Source organism: Methylobacterium carpenticola, from assembly GCF_042748905.1.
GTDB classification, from domain to species: Bacteria; Pseudomonadota; Alphaproteobacteria; order Rhizobiales; family Beijerinckiaceae; genus Methylobacterium; species Methylobacterium carpenticola.
Genome location: NZ_JBHZEO010000001.1, coordinates 5,901,310 through 5,918,993 on the forward strand (window position 1 = coordinate 5,901,310; position 17,684 = coordinate 5,918,993).

The following is a 17,684-nucleotide window of genomic DNA, read 5'->3' on the forward strand; positions in this document are numbered from 1 at the left end:
GCATCGCCCCACTCGCCGGTCATGGCCTGGAACGAGTGGGATCCCCTTGAGGAGGTGATCGTCGGCAGCCTCGACGGCGCGACCATCCCGACCCATCACCTGACGGTGATCTTCAACCTGCCGCGCGCCGCGCAGCCCTTCTACCGCTTCGCCTCGGGCTGGAAATACCCGAAGTTCATGAAGAAGCTGGCCCAGGCCGAGCTCGACAACTTCATCGCCATCCTGGCGGGCGAGGGCGTGACGGTGCGCCGGCCCGACACGGTCGATTTCTCGAAGAAGTACAAGGCGCCACGCTGGACCTCGCGCGGCTTCTGCGTCGCCTGCCCGCGCGACCCCTATCTCGTGATCGGCGACGAGATCATCGAATCGCCGATGTGCTGGCGCTCGCGCTACTTCGAGGGCGATGCCTACCGGGCGCTGTTCAAGGAGTATTTCCGGGCCGGCGCCCGCTGGACCTCGGCCCCGCGGCCCCAGCTCACCGACGACCTCTACAATTACGACTATCGGGTGCCGAACCTGAAGGCCGGCGAGCCGATGCGCTACACGGTCAACGAGTTCGAGCCGGTCTTCGACGCGGCGGATTTCGTGCGCTGCGGCCGCGACCTGTTCGTCACCCGCTCGAACGTGACGAACCTGATGGGCATCGAGTGGCTGCGCCGCCACCTCGGGCCGGGCTTCCGCATCCACGAGATCGAGAGCCGCTGCCCGCAGCCGATGCACATCGACTCGTCGTTCATGCCGCTCGCGCCCGGCAAGGTGCTGGTCAATCCCGAATACATCGACGTCGAGCGCCTGCCGCCGATCCTCAAGAAGTGGGACGTGCTGATCGCGCCGCAGCCCGATCCGGTCGAGGGTTTCATGAGCAGGATCTCGATGTGCTCGCCCTGGACCTCGATCAACGTGCTGATGCTCGACGAGAAGAAGATCGTGGTCGATGCGAGCCAGCCGACCTTGATCAAGGCGCTCAAGGATTGGGGCTTCGATCCGATCCCGGCACCGTTCCTGTCCTACGGCCCGTTCGGCGGCTCGTTCCACTGCGCCACGCTCGACGTGCGGCGGCGCGGCACGCTGAAGTCCTACTTCTGATTGATGACCGGGAGGGCTTCGGCTCTCCCGCTCCGACCCCTTTCCGGGCCTGCACGGCTGGAGCGGCAGCGGAGGGAATTCCGGAAAAGGGGTCGGGAAGTCGGCAGGAGCCGCATGCCGGAAGCGGCCCGCCGCTCCCGGTTGTGCAACCACGGAACCCGTGCCGCTCTCAGCGGGCGCCCGCTGCCCGCTGCATGTCGAGCGAGCCCTTGTCGGTCCATTCCGGCGGGAAGCCGAGGGAATCGCCGATGATGCCGTCGATGCCCGGAGCGCGGCCGAACGCTTGGCAATCGGGATCGAGCGGGGCCTCGCCCAGCGCCGTCACGCGGATGCGGTCGTAGGTCGGGATGGTGAGTTCGGCCTGGAAAGGATCCTCGCCGGTCGCGAGCAGATAGCCGAAATCCTGGCCGAAATCGCCGGCGAGGTCGTAGGCGTCGCTGCCCGGGGAGAAGCGGGCTTGGTTGGTGAAGGAGTTGGCGCCGCCGGCCCAGACCATGGCGGCCCGCTGCTGCCGGCGCGCGTCGATCGCCTCGGCCTCGACGGTCAGGTCGCCGAGCCCGATCGGGATGCGCGGCACCGGGACCTTGCCGACGGAATCCGCGAAGCCGACTCCGACCTGGGCCGCGATGGAGATCGCCGCCGAGGCGCCGATCGTGGCGCCCGCCGCCGGCACGTTGGTCAGGCCGACGCGGGTGATGGCGGAGCGGACGGTCAGGTCGGCCTTGCCGGAAGAGACCACGTCGTAGCGCAGGGAGAGTTCGTAGCAGAGCGCCCGGTCCGCCGCGTTGGCGATCAGCCGGCGCTCATGCGGCGTGAGGCTGGAGCCCGAGACCACCTCCGAGAAGGCGGTCGGGATGATGCGCACCGTCCGGGTGCCGGCCAGGGCCGCCTTGTCGACGAAGATCCGGGCCTTCGTGGCGGTGGCCTCGGTGGGTGTGAGGTGGTCGTACCGGGAGATCAGGCCTGCCTCGGTCAGGAGCGGCGTCCCGCATCCGGCCGTCGCGGCCAGGAGGGCCGCCGCCGCGCCGAAACGGACGGCCCGTGCCGCCAGGACCGCCTTGAGCACCTTCCGCATACACTCGCTTCCTATCCGGAGGAGGATGGGCGTCCCGCAGGGACGCAACCCATCCGCGCGCGCGCCAGGTGCCCCCGAGCCGGACGCCGCGAAGTTGGCCTAAGCCTAGCCGTTCGGCCCCGGCCGGAGAAGCCGCCGGCCCGCGTCGCGCGCGCTTCCGGACCTGCTGTAACGATTCAGCCACATGACCGGGCCCCGCCCCGGCCTCATCAGCTCAGCGGCGCCATGGAGCAGCTCTGGCCCCCGTCGACCGGCAGGCAGACACCGGTGATGAAGCGGGCCTCGTCGGAGGCCAGGAACACCGCCGCGTGGGCGATGTCCCAGGCCTCGCCGAGCCGCCCGAGGGGGACCAGCCGGTCGCGTCCGGCATCGCGGGTGCCGGCGGCGCGGCAATCGTCGCGCAGCGAGGTGTCGAGAAGGCCCGGCAGGATGGCGTTCGCCCGGATGCCGTGGCGGGCATATTGCATCGCCACCGCCACCGTCGCCTGGTTCACCGCGGCCTTGGCCGCCGCATAGGCGAAGGCCGGGGCGCCGGCGCAGCGGATCGAGGCCACCGAGGAGATGTTGACCACCGCGCCCCGGCGCCGCGCCCGCATGCCGGGCAGCACCGCCCGGCAGGTGCGCCAGACGCCGCCGAGATTGATCTCGATGGCGCGTTGCCACGCGGTCTCGTCGAGATCCTCCGGGCCGCCGGGCTCGGCGAGGCCGACATTGTTGTGCAGGATGTCGAGGGCACCGAAGCGGCGCTCGGCCGTCGCGACCGCCCGGGCCACCGCCTCGGCGTCGGTGACGTCCGCCGTGACGGCTTCGGCCTCGTGCCCCTCCTCCGCGATGAGATGGGCGGTCTCGTCCGCGGCCTCGGGGATGCGGTCGACGCAGACGACCCGCGCGCCCTCGCGCGCATAGGCCACGGCCGCGGCCTTGCCGTTGCCCCAGCCGGATCCGGCCGAGCCGGCTCCGAAGACGATCGCGATTTTTCCGATGAGGCGGTCGGGCATGGCGGCATCTCCCGGTGCCGCGACACTCGCGAGAAAGACGGCCCTCAGGCAACGGGCCGCGAAGCAGGACCGCCATCCGGTGCCCGCATGGCTCCCGGGCCGTTCGTCCGGTCAGAGACCGCCGGCATCCCCGGCCGCCGGCAGCGGGCGGCGCGTCGCCCGCCGCCACGTGGCCACCGCGAGGCCCAGGGCCAAGGCCACCTGGAGGAAGTTGCCCTCGCTCAGGAAGGGGGAGCCGAGGCGGAAGTGAGAGGCGGCCTCGACGGCCCAGCCGAGGATCAGGAAGCCGGCGCAGAAGGCGAGCGCGGCGAAGAGAAGGGCGACGAAGTCGTTCATGGCTTGGGCCCGATGCGACACCGGACGATCCTAGCAAGGGGCGCGCCAGTCACTGGCGCCCCCTTGCCGGCCGCTCAGACCGGCTTCGTCGCCTGCATGGACGGGCGGGCCGCGAAGCGCGCGAACCACTCGGCCGCCGCCGGGTGATGGGCGCGCCACTCCATGTCGGCGAAGCGCAGATCGAGATAGCCGAGGCCGCAGCCGAAGGTGATGGTGCCGATGTCGAGCCGGTCGCCGAGGGAGGGCGCCGCCGCCTCGATGCGCTGGAGCGCGCTCACGACCTTGGCGCGCTGGCCCGCCACCCAGGCCTCGGAGCGCTCGGTCTCGGCCCGCACCCGGCCCTCGTAGACGACGAGGAGCGCCGCATCGAGGAGGCCGTCGCCGAGCGACTGCGCCGCGAGCACGCCCCAGCGCGTGGAATCGCGCGGGAACAGGCCGCCCTGCCCGAGATGGTCGAGGTACTCGCAGATGACCCGGCTGTCGGCCAGCACGGTGCCGTCATCGAGGATCAGGGTCGGCACCTGACCGAGGGGGTTGTGGGGCAGGATGCCGCCGTCCCGGTTCACCGGATGCGCGGCGGCGGGGAGCAGTTCCAGGCGGTCGGCGAGGCCGAGTTCGTGGGCCGTCACCATCACCTTGCGCACGAAGGGGGACGTGACCGAGTGGTAGAGCTTCATCGGGACCTCCGGGGAGTGAGTGCCTCAGCGGGTTTCCCGAACGGCGTCGTGCGGTTGTCCGGCGGGACTCTGCGGCCAGTCGGGACGCTGAAGCGGGGAAGCGGTCGGCCGGTTCGGCGGTGACGAAGATGCGAACCGGGAAGCTCGGCAGAATCGCCTCACGCGCTTCCGCCGAGCCCATCCGGGTGCGCTCAGGGGCGCGGGGCGCCGGCGGGCTTGGCGCCCGGCTTCGCCTCGGCCGGTTTCGGCGCGGTGGGCTTTGTGGTCGTCGCCGTGGCGGCGGGCCGCTCCGCGGGGGGGCGCGGCGTCTCGACCGCGAGGCGTTTCACCGGCCAGCCGTCGCTCCACCGCTCCATGTCGGTGAAGCGGGAATTGGCCTTCAGGGAGGCGGCGTCCTGACCGGCGAAGGCGGCCGCCGCGGCCATGTCGAATGTCTTCCAGTAGGCGAGGTAGTCGAGGCTGTCGGTGCCCGCGGCGTTGATCTGCGCCACCAGCGTGGTCTGCTCGCCGGTCAGCGCCATGTCGGCGGACCACTTGAAGGGCGGCGGCTTCTGCTTGGGGTCCTTCGGCGGCTCGGGCGGCAGCTTGATCGCCCCGGCATCGTAGGCGGCATTGACCCCCGCGGGCGAGGCCAGGGTGGCGGAGAGCGCCGGGAAGCCGTGATCGTCCGAGAGGGCCCGCATCAGGAGCTTGCGCTCGGGCGTGACGGCGGTGCTCTCGCGCATCAGCCGCCGGGAGGCGATGTCGGCGGCGCGCGCGTCGCGGTCGCCGATGATGGTGATGACGAGCGTCGCCGGATCGATGCGGCCGAGGTCGTGCAGGGCGATGCCGCGGGACTTGTCGTCCCGGGCGATGCCGCCCGGCATCGCGCCGAAGACGAGCTTGGGCACCGGCAGCCCGGTCTCCGCCGCGTGCGCCGCGATGTTGGCGGCGATCGGCACGCCGGCGAGATGGCCGATCAGCGCCACCCGGGCGAGGTCGGGCTTCGCCTCCGCATCGCCCGCGAGGCCGTCGAGCGCCTCCTTGATCAGGGCGGCCGCGGTGGCGCTCGCATCCGCGGGCCGGGTGCGGTTCACCTCCTGGAAGCGGGGGAACAGCACGAGATAGCCCTCGCGCGCGAGGTGCTCGATCCAGGAGCCGTAGGATTGCGGGTTGGTGGCGCCCCAGGCGTGCAGGAACACCACGACCGGGCGGCCCGCCGCGGGGGCGGCGCCGTTGCCGTAGAACGCGAAGGTCACGGCACCCGCGCGCCCGAGCGCCCGCTTGACGACGCTCTGCGCCGCGTAGGCCGCGCCGCCCGGCCCGTCCTTCGGCTGGGCGGGGGGCGTCGCGGCGCCGGCCTCGCCTGCCCCGGCAGCGAGGCCGAGGGTCAGCAGGAGGGCATGGAGGGTGCGGAGCGTGGGGCGCATGGGACCGGGAGGCTGGCGGGACGCTGCCGGCGGAGGACCGGACCGTCGACGGAACCCACCCGACACCAGATCGCACGCAATCTCAAGACGTCATCGACCCCGCGGCAACGGTGGTGCGATTCTGTCACTCCAGCGGTACAGTCGCGGGTGCAACCAGCGACGCAGCGGTCACGCCCCGTCGCGGCCCGCATCGTCCAGGGCGTCGAGGCGGGCCACGAGCCGGTTCAGGGCCTCGGGGACGGGCTCGTCGACGAAGTCCGTGTAGAGGGTGCGCAGGTCGTGCCCGAGTTTGGCGAGCAGCAGCGCATCCGCCAGCGACGACGCCGTGGCGTGCGTCTGGCCGAAACTGGCCGCATGGTTGCTCGGGATCAGCTTCATGGCGCGTCGTCGGGCGGGGCCCCGTCTCCGGTTTCGGGAAGGAAGCGGATCCCGGCGCGGGATCTCGCAGCGGCAAGTCTCAACAAATCACGAGTCTCAACGCGGCCGGATTGACTGGGTTGCGTAAAGCCGTGCGCCGAGAGGGCCGATCAGGTCGTTTCGCGAATTAACCTTTCGGCGCGGTCCCGCCCGCCGTTCCTCTGGAAATCTTGCCTGTGGACATCCTGCCGCCGCGCGCGATGATGTACGCGGCCGGCCGGTTCCATCGGATCCTGATCGAAAGAGGGGAATGGTTCCGCGCAGGCCCTGCCGCGCCGGTCCCGCCTCGGCGCGACCCGCCAGGTGCGTCCGAGCCGGTTTCAGCCCGCGCTCGCATCCCCGACGGGCGAGCGCCCGCCGTGATAGCCGGCCGCCTGCTCGACCAAGGTGAGGATGTCGAGCGCCCGCCAGGGCTTGGGGATGAAGGTGGCGGACATGCGCAGATCGCTCGGCTGATCGCCCGCGTCGCCGGAGGTGAGCAGCACGTGCACGCGCGGCCAGGTCACGCCGATGATCCGCGCGAGCTCGAACCCCCCGATCGGCCCGGGGGTGCGCACGTCGGAGAACACGACGTTCACCTCCCCGCCCCGCTCGCGCAGGATTGCGAGAGCCTTCTCTGCGGTGTCCGCCTCGATGACGCGGAAGCCCGTCTCCTCCAGCAGCGTCGCCGCCAGGAAACGCTCCTCCGGCTCGTCCTCAACGACCAGGATCACGGGTTGTGGCTTCGCGCCGCCGGTATCGCTCATAGGCATGGAACGGGCGTCCAGTTCACTGGTTGCATCGCCCGGGACGCTTCTCCGCGCGGGCTCACGAAAGCTTGACCACCAGCGCATCATCTTGCCCTTGATGTGCCGAATCAAGGGTGCGCCGGCACGTGATCCCGTGGCTCCGGGACGGAGCCGATTCCCGTTCGACGCAACCCCGTTTCGCAGCGTGTTGTCCGCCCGTTCGCCTGCCTTGGACCCATCTTGCGTCGGCCGGGGGCTCACGCCAAGGCGACCGGTGCGGATTCCCGTTCACGATTCGGCCAATCGCAGACCTGGCGCCGTGCGCGGGCGCACGGGTGCGAACGACCGAAGGGCGGCCCGAATGCCGGGCCGCCCTCCTCCTGCGGGTCGGATTGGAGCGCGCGTCCGGCTTCAGGCCGCCGCTGCCGCCTTGCGGGTCTTGGCCGGCCAGCCGAGGCTGACGAGCCGCTGCTTGGCGTGCTCGCGCACCTCGTCGCGCAGGCCGGGAGCCATGGCGGAGAGCCGGGCCTGCGTCTCCGGGGAGAGCATCAGGTCGGTCACGGCATTGATGCTCTTCGCCCGGTCGATCTGCGCCTTCAGATCGGCCTCGCCGGCGAGGCCGGATTCGGCGCTGGCGGCCTCGGCCGGCTCCTCCGCGGCCTCGTCCTCCTGGTCCGGCACATGGATGGGCTTCGTCTTCGCCGCCGGCTGGAGATCCGGGCGGGAGGCCTTGAACTCGTCGGCCTCGTCCTCCGAGTAGAGCAGGCCGTGCAGGCCCACCAGCTTGAGGATGACGCGGTCCTTCGCCCGCTTCTCGGCCATGGCGTAGACGTAGGCCGGCTGCCGGCCGCCGATCTTGTAGTTCACGCCGATCAGCGCCTCGCCGATCGACCATTCCGCGCGCTCGCCGCCGGGGCCCGGCATGTGGCCGGTGACGAGGATCACGGCCTCGTCCCGCTCGGCCCGAACGATCACCGGCGCGTCGAAGCGGATGCGGGCCTGGGCGGCGATCCGCTCCAGGGCCTTGTGGTAGATCACGGCGGTTCCCTGCACCCGCCAGACATTGCCGGCCAGCGGCTCGCCGTAGGTCGCGAGGATCTCCGCGATCTGCTTGTCGGTCGTTGCGCTCATGCGATCGATCTCACCTGCTCGAAGGCGGCTTGCGGCGGCCCTTCAGGCCCCCGATTCCACGGTCGATCTTGTAGCATGCCGGCTCTCGAAGAGCGAGTGATTTTGCCGGCATTCATCAAGAAGATCCGCGTCTCGATATCGCATTGCGGACTCCTATGCAGCGGCTTCGTCGCTCGATCCGGGTTCGATCGGAAGACCATAACCGCCAAGGTTCGGGATCAGGAACTGTGAAGGCGTTGACCGGATCGGTGATGTTCGCGTATCGTTCTTGTAAGACGAGCAGACGAAATCTTTTCAAGTCGCGCGAGCGGCGCCCGTTCCCGTCCGTGCCTCCGGAGTCCCGACCGGCCATGAACGCCCCCCTTCCGCACGATTCCGCTTCCCTGCTCGAGCGTCCGGGCAGCCGCCGCAGCGCGGTGCGGGGCGGGCGGCGGGCGGCGCCCGCGCTGCTTCCCGCGGCGCCGCGCATGGCGCTCGTGGCCGATTTCCTGGCGATCGCCGCCCTCGACCCGGCGGTGGAATCGCTGCGCGCCGCCCCGGCCCCCGCCCGCCTCCTGATGGGCGGCGAGGTGGTGGAGCACGCGGCGGATTTCGAGCAGGCGCGCACGGACGAGCCGGGCCTGCTGATCGACGTGGTGGCGGAGGCGGATCTCGCGCGCCATCCGTTCCGGGTCGCCTACGTGGCGGGGGAGCCGGTGGTGGCGGAGGACGGCCGGCGCTTCGTCATCGAGAGCGCGGCGACTTTGCGGGCCGAGCCCCGCATCTCGACGGTGCGGCTGGTGATGGCCTGCCGGCGCACCTTCGTCTCGGCGGGCGACCGGGTGCGGATCCTGCACCATCTCGACGAGAGCGGCACCGGCCGGCTGGTCGAGTGCGCGGCGGTGGTCCAGAACGCGGCGGACGGCGTCGCGGCGGTGCTGGCGCTGGCGGTCGAGGGATTGCTCGCCGTCGACATCACCCGGCCGATCGTGCCCGAGACCCCGGTGCGTCGGCGGCCCCTGCCCTTCACGGATCCGTTCGGGTTCTGAGGCTGCGCCGCAGCGCGGCGGCATTGTCGTGAGATCGTCGACGGCCCGGATCAGGTGAATCCGGGATATCCGCCGGTCCGGAGCGGAGTGCGCGAACAATATCGCAATGTCGAGGACCCGGGCTCTTGCCGCCTGTCTCTAGGGCCGCGAGAAGGTGCCAGGTTCGCGCGACGGAGACCGACATGGCGAATGACGACGAGTACGTGTACGACGAGGCGACCGGCGAGTGGCGGCCGGCCAGCGAACTCGCGGCCGCCGCCGCGGCGGTTCAGGTGCGGGACGCATCCGGGAACATCCTCGCGGACGGCGATTCCGTGACCCTGATCAAGGACCTGAAGGTCAAGGGCGCGAACCAGACCCTGAAGCAGGGCACGGTGATCCGCTCGATCCGGCTTACGGACAACCCCGAGGAGATCGACTGCCGCCACGACACGATCAAGGGGCTCGTTCTGCGCACGGAATTCGTGCGCAAGCGCTGAACCCGGGTCCGGCCGCCGCAACCGATGCGCGGCGGCCGGATTCAGGGGTCAGGGGGCCGCCGCCACGCCGTGCTGCGCGTCGAGAGCGACGTCCTCGCTCGGCACGCTCGCGGTCACCGCGTCGCGGCGGCGCCGGTCCGGGGCGGTCGCCTCGGCGACGAGATCGGCGAGCGCCTGGTCGAGGGGCAGCGTGCGGGTCTGCTGGCTGCCGAGGCGCCGGATCGAGACCGTGCGCTCCTCGCCCTCGCGGCGCCCGACCACCAGCATCACCGGCACCTTGGCGTGCGAGTGCTCGCGGACCTTGTAGTTGATCTTCTCGTTGCGCAGATCGACCTCGGCGCGCAGACCCGCCGCCTCCGCCGCCGCCAGCACGTCGCGGGCATAGGGGTCGGCGTCGCTGGTGATCGTCGCCACCACGACCTGCAGGGGCGCGAGCCAGAGCGGGAAATGGCCGGCGAAGTGCTCGATCAGGATGCCGGTGAAGCGCTCCATCGAGCCGCAGATGGCGCGGTGGACCATCACGGGCGTCTTCTTCTGCCCATCGGCATCGACGTAGAAGGCGCCGAACCGCTCCGGCAGGTTGAAGTCCACCTGCGTGGTGCCGCATTGCCAGTCGCGGCCGATGGCATCGCGCAGCACGTACTCGAATTTGGGGCCGTAGAAGGCGCCCTCGCCCGGGTTGATCGCCGTGCGGATGCGCCCGCCGGACTGCTCCTCGATCTCGGCGAGGACGCGGGTCATCACCGCCTCGGCGTGGTCCCAGAGGGCGTCCGAGCCGACGCGCTTCTCGGGCCGCGTCGAGAGCTTCACGACGATCTCGTCGAAGCCGAAATCCGCGTAGGTCGAGAGGATCAGGTCGTTGATCTTCAGGCACTCGGCGGCGAGCTGGTCCTCGGTGCAGAAGACGTGGGCATCGTCCTGCGTGAAGGCGCGCACGCGCATCAGCCCGTGCAGCGCGCCCGAGGGCTCGTAGCGCGACACCGCGCCGAATTCCGCAAGCCGCAGCGGTAGATCGCGGTAGGATTTGAGGCCGTGCTTGAAGATCTGCACGTGGCCCGGGCAGTTCATCGGCTTGATCGCGAAGACCCGCTCGTCCTCGGTCTTGGTGACGAACATGTTCTCCCGGTACCAGTCCCAGTGGCCCGAGGTCTCCCACAGGGCCTTGTCGAGGATCTGGGGGGCGTTGACCTCGCGGTAATCGGCCTTCAGGCGCCGCCGCATGTAGGCGATCAGCTCCTGGAACAGGGTCCAGCCCTTCGGGTGCCAGAAGACGACGCCCGGCCCCTCCTCCTGGAAGTGGAACAGGTCCATCTCCCGGCCGAGGCGGCGATGGTCGCGCCGCTCCGCCTCCTCAAGCCGGTGCAGGTAGGCGTCGAGATCGGCCTGGGCGGCCCAGGCCGTGCCGTAGATGCGGCTCAGCATCGGCTTGGTGGAATCGCCGCGCCAATAGGCGCCCGCCACCTTCATCAGCTTGAAGGCCGTGCCGACCTTGCCCGTCGAGGTCATGTGGGGGCCGCGGCAGAGGTCGAACCACTCGCCCTGCCGGTAGATCTTCAGGTCCTCGCCCGCCGGGATCGCGTCCACCAGCTCGACCTTGAAGGCCTCGCCCTTGTCGGCGAACAGGGCGCGCACGTCGTCGCGCTTCCAGACCTCCTTGGTGAAGGGGGCGTCCCGCGCGATGATCTCGCGCATCCGCGCCTCGATCGCGGCGAAGTCGTCCGGCGAGAACGGGGTCTCGCGGTAGAAGTCGTAGTAGAAGCCGTTCTCGATGACCGGGCCGATCGTGACCTGGGTCTCGGGCCAGAGCGACTGCACGGCTTCCGCCAGCACGTGCGCGCAATCGTGGCGGATCAGTTCGAGGGCGCGCGGATCGCTGCGATCGAGGAACTCGATGCGCGCGTCGCGGCTGATCAGGTCGTCGAGATCGTGGACGGTGCCGTCGAGCGCCATCGCGACCGTGCGCTTGGCCAGCGACTTGGCGATGCCTTCGACCACCGCGCGGCCGGTGACCGCGTCGTCGTAGGCGCGTGTGGCGCCGTCGGGGAATGTCAGGATCGGCATGAAAGCTCCTGCGGCTCACTCCTGCGCACCGTGCAGGTAAGCGGATGGGATGGGGCCGCCTCCATAGCAGCGCCGCCGGAAAAGGCCAGGGGCGCCTGCGCGACGCAGCGTCAGAGAGGCTTGCAGCGGCGCCTGAATATGATGCAATAAGGTTTTGTCTTGAAATCAGATTATTGAGTCGGTGATCCGTCGTCCGGACGATTGCTTCCGGAACACGGATCACAAGCCCGCGCGGCGATCGAGCGAAGCCGATTTCCGCATCGCGACGCGATGGCCTCAGCCGTCACCGAGCCATCAATCGGCAATCGGATGAGAGGGCGCCCCGCGTCACCTCGGCATGCGGCGCGTCGGGCTGCCGGAGCCGGACGTTCGAGCCCGCACAGCCTCCTCCGCCAGCGGCCCGGCCGGCGCGTTCACGCCCCGCCAGCGCCCGTAGGCCCAGGGCCGGTGCCACGCCGCCTGCGTCGGCAATGTCTCGGGCACGAGGTCGATGCCGTGGGTGCCGAAGGGGCCGCAGCGGCAGATGCGGGCCACGCCCATCCAGCCGCCGGCCCAGAGGCCGTGCCGCTGGATCGCCTCGTCCGTGTAGGCCGAACAGGAGGGCCAGTGCCGGCACTGGCGGCCGACGAGGCCCGACAGGGTGAGCTGGTAGCCGCGGATCGCCACATGCGCAGCGCGGCGCGGAATGCGGGCGGCGCGGCGTGGCGGGCTCACGCGGAGGCCTCGGCGGGGGCGCGGCGGGCGGCGATCTGGTCGAGGGCGTCGACCACGGCGTCGAAGGTCAGGAGCGTCGAGGCGTGGCGGGCCTTGAAGTCGCGCACGGGCTCCAGCACGGCGAACTCCGCCCACTTGCCCGCGGGAGCCGGCCCGCCCTCCTTGAGCATCCGGCGGACCTGGTCGCGCAGGTCCCGCAGCTCCGCGGCGGTCGCCCCGACCACGTGGCGGGCCATCAGCGAGGAGGAGGCCTGACCCAGCGCACAGGCCTTCACGTCGTGGGCGAAGTCCGTGACGGTGTCGCCCTGCGTGGCGAGGTCCACCGTGACGGTCGAGCCGCACAGCTTCGAATGCTTGCTCGCGCTCGCCTCCGGCGCCGCCAGACGGCCGAGCCGCGGGATGTCCGCGGCGAGTTCGAGGATGCGCCGGTTGTAGATGTCGCTGAGCATGGCGGGTTCGACTTTGGACGAGGACAGCCCCCGACCACCAGATGGGCCCCTGCAGGGACTTCCGGCAGAGGGCGTCTCATGGTGACCTGATGTGCAGCCGGCGCATTGCGCGTCGGACGCTGAGGCACGATATAGGCGGCCCGAGCCCGGATCGCGAGGCAGGCGGACGCGGCGCGTTCCGGTGCGACCGTCCGGGGCGGACGAATGGTTGTGAGGCCCGTATCCCGCGGGCGGGAGGCTCCATGGATGCGGTGCTGAAGTCGTTGTCGGTTCGGTTGCCGGACGCCGCCGACAAGCGCAGCGACGCGGCCCGTCCGGAGCGCATCACCGAGCGTCCGACCCGCCAGGAGGCGGAGGCCGCCGTGCGCACGCTCATCCGCTGGGCGGGCGACGATCCGGACCGCGAGGGCCTGCGCGAGACGCCCCAGCGCGTCGCCCGCGCCTACGAGCAGATCTTCGGCGGCTACCGCCAGGACGCGACCAACATCCTCGACCGGGTGTTCGAGGAGGTCGAGGGCTACGGCGACATCGTGCTGGTGCGCGACATCCCCTTCCACTCCCATTGCGAGCACCACATGGTGCCGTTCATGGGCAAGGCCCACATCGCCTATTACCCGCGCCGCGGCGTGGTCGGGCTCTCGAAGCTCGCCCGGGTGGTCGATGCCTTCGCCCGCCGCCTGCAGACGCAGGAGACCATGACGGCCCAGATCGCCGAGACCATCGACACGGTGCTCAACCCCCGCGGCGTCGCCGTGATGGTGGAGGCCGAGCACCTCTGCATGGCCATGCGCGGCGTGCAGAAATCGGGCGTGTCCACCCTCACCACCCAGTTCACCGGCGTGTTCAAGCAGGATCCGCACGAGCAGGTCCGCTTCCTCACCCTCGTGCGCGACAAGCGCTGATGGGCATCGTCTTCGCCGAACCCGGCGACCGCCGGGCGGTCGAGGAGGGCACCGCCTTCACCCCGCGCTTCGGCGCGGACGGCCTGATCACCGCGCTCGCCGTCGATGCGGAGACGGGCGCCCCCCTGATGCTCGCCCACATGAACCGCGAATCCCTCGCCCGCACGCTGGAGACCGGCGAGGCGTGGTACTGGTCGCGCTCGCGCGGCGAACTCTGGCACAAGGGCGCCACCAGCGGGCAGATCCAGCAGGTGGTGGAGATCCGGGTCGATTGCGACCAGGACGCGCTCCTCCTGCGCGTGCGGGTCGGCGGCGACGGCGGCTGCTGCCACACCGGCCGCCGCTCCTGCTTCTACCGGGCCGTGACGGTCGAGCCCGGGACGGGCGCGGCGCGCCTCGTCCCCGCCGGCTGATCCGGCCTCATCTCCCCGCCTCGGCGCGGCGGTCGTCCGCCTGCACCGTGCTGGTCGTGATCGCGTCCGGCGTCCAGTCGAAGGCGGTGCCGGCGCGGCCGAGCCGTTCCGCATGGGCGAAGAGCGCCCGCATGTAGCCCTGGTCGAAGGCCGCGGGCGAGCGGCGCGTGAAGCGCGCGTCGATCAGGGCCACGTGCAGAGGCAGCCCGGTGCGCGCGGCGAAGCTCTTGGTGAGCGCGATCGCGCCCGCCGTCTGGGCCCGGATCGCCGCCGAGAGCGAGCGGCCGAGGATGCTGAGCAGGCTGCGCTGGGTGACCTGGAATTCCGGCGACAGGGCGTTGTTGACCACCACGTAGACCTCCGGGGCCGGCACCGTGCCGGGCGCAGGGGACTCGCTCAGGAGGCTGGCGCCGGGCGCCAGGTAGAACGGCGCCGTGGTGCCGCCATCCGCGTGCATCTCCTGGAACCGCTTGCCGCCCGGGCCCTCGGCGTCGATCAGCACGGGCGGGAAGACGCCCGGGATCGCCGCGGAGGCGAGGAGCACCTCGCGGAACAGCTTGACCGAGGCGGGACCGCCCCTGGCGGCGATCGCGCCCATGTCCCAGAGGACCGGCCGGCCGCTGTCGAGTTCCGTCGTGACGACGAGGAGGCGGCGCCCCTTGGCGTGCTCGGCCGCGACATCGGCCATCAGCGCGGGCGTCACGCTCCGCTCGATCTGCCGCTTGAGCGGCCAGGTATCCGTGAGGCCCTCGTCGCTGCCGCCGAACTCGAACACGTCCGCGGCGGTCGTCTGGGTGTAGGCCTGTTCGAGGGCGCCGTCGTAGCGGCTGCCCGCGAAGGCGAAGGGCGCGATCAGGGCTCCGGTCGAGACCCCCGTGACCACCCCGAAATCCGGGCGGCTTCCGGACGCCGTCCATCCCTTGAGGAGTCCGGCCGCGAAGGCGCCGTTCTCGCCCCCGCCCGACAGGATCAGCCAGGGCGCCGCCGCGGCCTGGGGCGCCTTCGCGAGGAAGGCCCGGTAGGCCTCCGGATCGTCGGCCGGCAGGCGCAGCTGGTTCGGCAGTCCCTCGGGGCGCGCCACCGCGAGATCGGCCGCCGTGAACTCGGCCCGCACGGTGTTGCGCGGGCTCGTCGGCGGGTTGCCGGCCTGGGCCAGTGGGCTTGTGCCGAGCAGAATGATCGCGGCGCAGGCTAGGCCCCGCCGCCGGGTCGAACCCGACATGGTTCTCGTCCTCCGCCACCCGCCTCGTGCTGGAAACGCGGCGTTACCGAGCCTGTTCCGGTTTCGCTGCTTCGCATGTGCGAAATTGCACAAACCGCAATGGATCCGGCCGCTCCGGCAAGTCTCCGATGGCAGAGGGCAACTCGCCGTGGCTCGATCGATTGGGGCGAGGGTGACCGATCGCGGCCGATATGCGGGCGAAGACTGGAGGGCGGGGGCCCGGTATTGCGCCGGCTGAGAAGAGGCGGCGTCGGGCCCGGCCGCTACAGCCCCGCCACCAGCCAGCCGCCCTTCACCGCCCAGACGAAGGCGGTGAGCGTCACGATGGAGGCGAGCGTGCCGACGAGCAGGCAGAGGGAGGCGCGCTCGGTGCCGAGCCCGTATTGCGAGGACACGACGAAGATGTTGAGGGCCGGCGGCAGCGCCGCCATCAGCACCCCGGCGGCGATCCAGACCGGGGGCAGCCCGCCGATCAGCACCAGCACGCCGAGGGCGAGGAGCGGGTGCACGAGGAGTTTCACCGCCACGAGGAGCGCCACCTCGGGCGGCGGTAGGCGGGCCGGGCGCAGGGCGACGGTGAGCCCGAGCATGAACAGGGCGGTGGGGGCCGCGGTCTGGGCGAGGGAACCGGAGATGCGGTCGAGGACCACCGGCAGGTGCCAGTGCAGGGCACCCCAGACCACGCCGGCCGCCGCCGCGAGGTTGAACGGGTGGGTGGCGACCCGCAGCAGCACCGTGCCGATCGCCGCCGCGAGGCTGCGCCGTTCGTGACCGGAGAGCCCCATCAGCAGCGGCACGGCGGTGAACAGGAACAGGGTATCGAACACGAAGACCAGGGCGACGGGTGCGCCCGCCGTGGGGCCGAGCGCGCCCAGCACCAGCGGCGGCCCCATGTAGCCGATGTTGGAATAGGCCCCGGCCATGCCCTGGAGCGTCGCCTCGGCGAGCGCCCCGCGGCTCGCCTTCAGGCCGATGGCGAGGGACAGGGCGAAGGCGAGCGCCGTCGCCAGGGTGGTGCCGGCGACGAAGCGGCCGTTCATCACCTCGTCGAGGGGCTTGTCGGCGACGAGGCGGAAGAACAGGCAGGGCAGCGCCACGTAGATGACGTAGAATTGCAGCCACGCGAAGCCCGCCGCCCCCTCCGGCCGCGGGAAGTACCGGCCCGCGGCCCAGCCGACCGCGATGAGCCCGAAGAAGGGCGCCAGAAGATCGAACAGCGCCTGGAAATCCACGTCCTCGCCCCTGGCCGTCGTCGCGCCCCCGACCTTCGGCGGAGCGCGCGCGTCTTTACGCTGACGCTGCCCTTGCACTAACCCTCGGGGGTGAGCCAGGGCAGCGGACGCGCTTCCCCGCCCCGCGCGGCGCAGGGCTCGCGCCACCCTCGGTCGGGAGACCCCACGCCATGAAACTGCCGCGCCGCTTCTTCCAGCCGCTCGCCACGGGCGCGCCCGCGCCGTTCCGCGATCTGCCGGTGCGCCTGGAGCGCATGATCCACTTCGTGCCCCCGCACAACGAGAAGGTTCGCGCCCGGGTGCCGGACCTCGCCACCCAGGTCGACGTGGTGCTCGGCAACCTGGAGGACGCGGTCCCGGCCGACCAGAAGCTCGCCGCCCGCAAGGGCTTCATCGCCATGGCGCAGGCGACCGACTTTGCCGCCGCCGGCACCGGCCTGTGGACGCGCATCAATGCGCTCAACAGCCCGTGGATCCTCGACGACCTGTTCGAGATCGTCACCGAGGTCGGAAACCGGCTCGACGTGGTGATGGTGCCCAAGGTCGAGGGGCCGTGGGACATCCACTACATCGACCAGCTCCTCGCCCAGCTCGAAGCCCGGGCCGGGGTGACGAAGCCGATCCTCGTCCACGCCATCCTGGAGACGGCCGAGGGCGTCGCCAACGTCGATGCCATCGCGAGCGCCTCGCCGCGCATGCACGGCATGAGCCTGGGGCCGGCCGACCTCGCCGCCTCGCGCGGCATGAAGACCACCCGCGTCGGCGGCGGCCATCCAGATTACCGGGTCATCGCCGATCCGGTCGAGGGCGTGGCCGAGCGGGTGAGCGTGCAGCAGGACCTCTGGCACTACACCATCGCCCGGATGGTCGATGCCTGCCAGGCGAACGGCATCAAGGCCTTCTACGGCCCGTTCGGCGACTTCGCGGACGGGGCCGCCTGCGAGGCGCAGTTCCGCAACGCCTTCCTGATGGGCTGCGCGGGCGCCTGGACGCTGCATCCGAGCCAGGTCGCCATCGCCAAGCGGGTCTTCGCCCCCGATCCGGCCGAGGTCGCCTTCGCCAAGCGGATCCTGGAGGCGATGCCGGACGGGACCGGCGCGGTGATGCTGGACGGGAAGATGCAGGACGACGCCACCTGGAAGCAGGCGAGCGTGATCGTGAACCTCGCCAAGCTCGTCGCCACCAAGGACCCGGATCTCGCCCGCACCTACGGCCTGGGCTGAAGTCCCGCCTCCCCGGAAGCCGGTTCCTGTGGCATGATGCGGCGTGGCGGCGCGGGTGCAATCCTCCGCCGCCACGCCTACTTGTGCCCGATGAACGTTCGCCC

The 17,684-nt window shown here is 71.1% G+C and carries 19 protein-coding genes; 6 read left to right on the forward strand and 13 right to left on the reverse strand.

Features of this window, described 5'->3' with window-relative positions:
• Positions 1-21 precede the first annotated feature (21 nt).
• Complete coding sequence (locus ACE101_RS27305; RefSeq protein ID WP_379138976.1) at positions 22-1,086, forward strand: amidinotransferase; 1,065 nt, start codon at positions 22-24, stop codon at positions 1,084-1,086.
• Between the two features lie 169 nt (positions 1,087-1,255).
• Here the strand turns inward: ACE101_RS27305 and ACE101_RS27310 are convergent, their stop codons facing one another.
• The 8 genes from ACE101_RS27310 to ACE101_RS27345 form a co-directional block, all read right to left on the reverse strand.
• On the reverse strand, positions 1,256-2,161 hold the full coding sequence (locus ACE101_RS27310) for a DUF3313 domain-containing protein (protein ID WP_379136506.1): 906 nt from the start codon (positions 2,159-2,161) through the stop codon (positions 1,256-1,258).
• Positions 2,162-2,370: 209 nt separating this feature from the next.
• Positions 2,371-3,159, reverse strand: a complete 789-nt coding sequence (locus tag ACE101_RS27315) for an SDR family NAD(P)-dependent oxidoreductase (RefSeq protein ID WP_379136508.1) — start codon at positions 3,157-3,159, stop codon at positions 2,371-2,373.
• Positions 3,160-3,270: 111 nt separating this feature from the next.
• Positions 3,271-3,516 (reverse strand): hypothetical protein, encoded by a 246-nt coding sequence (locus tag ACE101_RS27320; RefSeq protein WP_379136510.1) that lies wholly within the window; start codon positions 3,514-3,516, stop codon positions 3,271-3,273.
• A gap of 53 nt (positions 3,517-3,569) precedes the next feature.
• Entirely contained in the window at positions 3,570-4,172 is a 603-nt protein-coding gene (locus ACE101_RS27325; protein ID WP_379136513.1) for a glutathione S-transferase family protein, read from the reverse strand.
• 191 nt (positions 4,173-4,363) lie between these two features.
• Complete coding sequence (locus tag ACE101_RS27330; protein ID WP_379136515.1) at positions 4,364-5,581, reverse strand: alpha/beta hydrolase; 1,218 nt, start codon at positions 5,579-5,581, stop codon at positions 4,364-4,366.
• Between the two features lie 168 nt (positions 5,582-5,749).
• Entirely contained in the window at positions 5,750-5,959 is a 210-nt protein-coding gene (locus ACE101_RS27335; protein ID WP_379136518.1) for a NepR family anti-sigma factor, read from the reverse strand.
• 359 nt (positions 5,960-6,318) lie between these two features.
• A complete protein-coding gene (locus ACE101_RS27340) occupies positions 6,319-6,744 on the reverse strand; it encodes a response regulator (protein ID WP_379138979.1) in 426 nt (141 codons plus the stop codon).
• Positions 6,745-7,137: 393 nt separating this feature from the next.
• On the reverse strand, positions 7,138-7,857 hold the full coding sequence (locus ACE101_RS27345; RefSeq protein ID WP_379136521.1) for a trna delta -isopentenylpyrophosphate transferase: 720 nt from the start codon (positions 7,855-7,857) through the stop codon (positions 7,138-7,140).
• A 350-nt stretch (positions 7,858-8,207) separates the two neighbouring features.
• Between ACE101_RS27345 and ACE101_RS27350 the strand changes: the two genes are divergently transcribed.
• A complete protein-coding gene (locus tag ACE101_RS27350) occupies positions 8,208-8,885 on the forward strand; it encodes a hypothetical protein (RefSeq protein WP_379136524.1) in 678 nt (225 codons plus the stop codon).
• Positions 8,886-9,067: 182 nt separating this feature from the next.
• Entirely contained in the window at positions 9,068-9,364 is a 297-nt protein-coding gene (locus ACE101_RS27355) for an alkylphosphonate utilization protein (RefSeq protein ID WP_379136527.1), read from the forward strand.
• Between the two features lie 48 nt (positions 9,365-9,412).
• Here the strand turns inward: ACE101_RS27355 and thrS are convergent, their stop codons facing one another.
• From thrS to ACE101_RS27370, 3 genes are all read right to left on the reverse strand, one after another.
• On the reverse strand, positions 9,413-11,425 hold the full coding sequence (gene thrS, locus ACE101_RS27360; RefSeq protein ID WP_379136529.1) for a threonine--tRNA ligase: 2,013 nt from the start codon (positions 11,423-11,425) through the stop codon (positions 9,413-9,415).
• A gap of 327 nt (positions 11,426-11,752) precedes the next feature.
• The gene (yidD, locus tag ACE101_RS27365; RefSeq protein WP_379138982.1) at positions 11,753-12,112 is read right to left on the reverse strand and encodes a membrane protein insertion efficiency factor YidD; all 360 of its coding nucleotides are present in this window, start codon (positions 12,110-12,112) and stop codon (positions 11,753-11,755) included.
• A 23-nt stretch (positions 12,113-12,135) separates the two neighbouring features.
• Positions 12,136-12,588 (reverse strand): iron-sulfur cluster assembly scaffold protein, encoded by a 453-nt coding sequence (locus tag ACE101_RS27370; RefSeq protein WP_379136531.1) that lies wholly within the window; start codon positions 12,586-12,588, stop codon positions 12,136-12,138.
• Between the two features lie 242 nt (positions 12,589-12,830).
• Here ACE101_RS27370 and folE point away from each other — a divergent pair, with 242 nt between their 5' ends.
• On the forward strand, positions 12,831-13,490 hold the full coding sequence (folE, locus tag ACE101_RS27375; RefSeq protein ID WP_379136534.1) for a GTP cyclohydrolase I FolE: 660 nt from the start codon (positions 12,831-12,833) through the stop codon (positions 13,488-13,490).
• Complete coding sequence (gene hisI, locus ACE101_RS27380; protein ID WP_379136537.1) at positions 13,490-13,903, forward strand: phosphoribosyl-AMP cyclohydrolase; 414 nt, start codon at positions 13,490-13,492, stop codon at positions 13,901-13,903. The genes folE and hisI overlap by 1 nt, the downstream gene beginning before the upstream one ends.
• A 7-nt stretch (positions 13,904-13,910) precedes the next feature.
• On the opposite strand, the gene ACE101_RS27385 is transcribed toward hisI, so the two are convergent.
• Both ACE101_RS27385 and ACE101_RS27390 read right to left on the reverse strand, forming a co-directional pair.
• Positions 13,911-15,125 carry a patatin-like phospholipase family protein gene (locus ACE101_RS27385; protein ID WP_379136539.1) on the reverse strand — a complete coding sequence of 405 codons (1,215 nt, stop codon included), beginning with the start codon at positions 15,123-15,125 and terminating at the stop codon, positions 13,911-13,913.
• A gap of 263 nt (positions 15,126-15,388) precedes the next feature.
• Positions 15,389-16,357 carry an AEC family transporter gene (locus ACE101_RS27390; RefSeq protein WP_379136542.1) on the reverse strand — a complete coding sequence of 323 codons (969 nt, stop codon included), beginning with the start codon at positions 16,355-16,357 and terminating at the stop codon, positions 15,389-15,391.
• Between the two features lie 170 nt (positions 16,358-16,527).
• Here ACE101_RS27390 and ACE101_RS27395 point away from each other — a divergent pair, with 170 nt between their 5' ends.
• Positions 16,528-17,580 (forward strand): HpcH/HpaI aldolase/citrate lyase family protein, encoded by a 1,053-nt coding sequence (locus ACE101_RS27395; RefSeq protein ID WP_379136543.1) that lies wholly within the window; start codon positions 16,528-16,530, stop codon positions 17,578-17,580.
• The last annotated feature ends 104 nt before the right edge of the window (positions 17,581-17,684 follow it).

Bases quoted from the DNA above. Each gene is read 5' to 3' on its own strand.
- ACE101_RS27305 (WP_379138976.1), top strand. From the start codon at position 22: ATGGCCTGGAACGAGTGGGATCCCCTTGAGGAGGTGATCGTCGGCAGC.
- ACE101_RS27310 (WP_379136506.1), bottom strand. From the start codon at position 2,161: ATGCGGAAGGTGCTCAAGGCGGTCCTGGCGGCACGGGCCGTCCGTTTC.
- ACE101_RS27315 (WP_379136508.1), bottom strand. From the start codon at position 3,159: ATGCCCGACCGCCTCATCGGAAAAATCGCGATCGTCTTCGGAGCCGGC.
- ACE101_RS27325 (WP_379136513.1), bottom strand. From the start codon at position 4,172: ATGAAGCTCTACCACTCGGTCACGTCCCCCTTCGTGCGCAAGGTGATG.
- ACE101_RS27330 (WP_379136515.1), bottom strand. From the start codon at position 5,581: ATGCGCCCCACGCTCCGCACCCTCCATGCCCTCCTGCTGACCCTCGGC.
- ACE101_RS27335 (WP_379136518.1), bottom strand. From the start codon at position 5,959: ATGAAGCTGATCCCGAGCAACCATGCGGCCAGTTTCGGCCAGACGCAC.
- ACE101_RS27340 (WP_379138979.1), bottom strand. From the start codon at position 6,744: ATGAGCGATACCGGCGGCGCGAAGCCACAACCCGTGATCCTGGTCGTT.
- ACE101_RS27345 (WP_379136521.1), bottom strand. From the start codon at position 7,857: ATGAGCGCAACGACCGACAAGCAGATCGCGGAGATCCTCGCGACCTAC.
- ACE101_RS27350 (WP_379136524.1), top strand. From the start codon at position 8,208: ATGAACGCCCCCCTTCCGCACGATTCCGCTTCCCTGCTCGAGCGTCCG.
- ACE101_RS27355 (WP_379136527.1), top strand. From the start codon at position 9,068: ATGGCGAATGACGACGAGTACGTGTACGACGAGGCGACCGGCGAGTGG.
- thrS (WP_379136529.1), bottom strand. From the start codon at position 11,425: ATGCCGATCCTGACATTCCCCGACGGCGCCACACGCGCCTACGACGAC.
- ACE101_RS27370 (WP_379136531.1), bottom strand. From the start codon at position 12,588: ATGCTCAGCGACATCTACAACCGGCGCATCCTCGAACTCGCCGCGGAC.
- folE (WP_379136534.1), top strand. From the start codon at position 12,831: ATGGATGCGGTGCTGAAGTCGTTGTCGGTTCGGTTGCCGGACGCCGCC.
- hisI (WP_379136537.1), top strand. From the start codon at position 13,490: ATGGGCATCGTCTTCGCCGAACCCGGCGACCGCCGGGCGGTCGAGGAG.
- ACE101_RS27385 (WP_379136539.1), bottom strand. From the start codon at position 15,125: ATGTCGGGTTCGACCCGGCGGCGGGGCCTAGCCTGCGCCGCGATCATT.
- ACE101_RS27395 (WP_379136543.1), top strand. From the start codon at position 16,528: ATGAAACTGCCGCGCCGCTTCTTCCAGCCGCTCGCCACGGGCGCGCCC.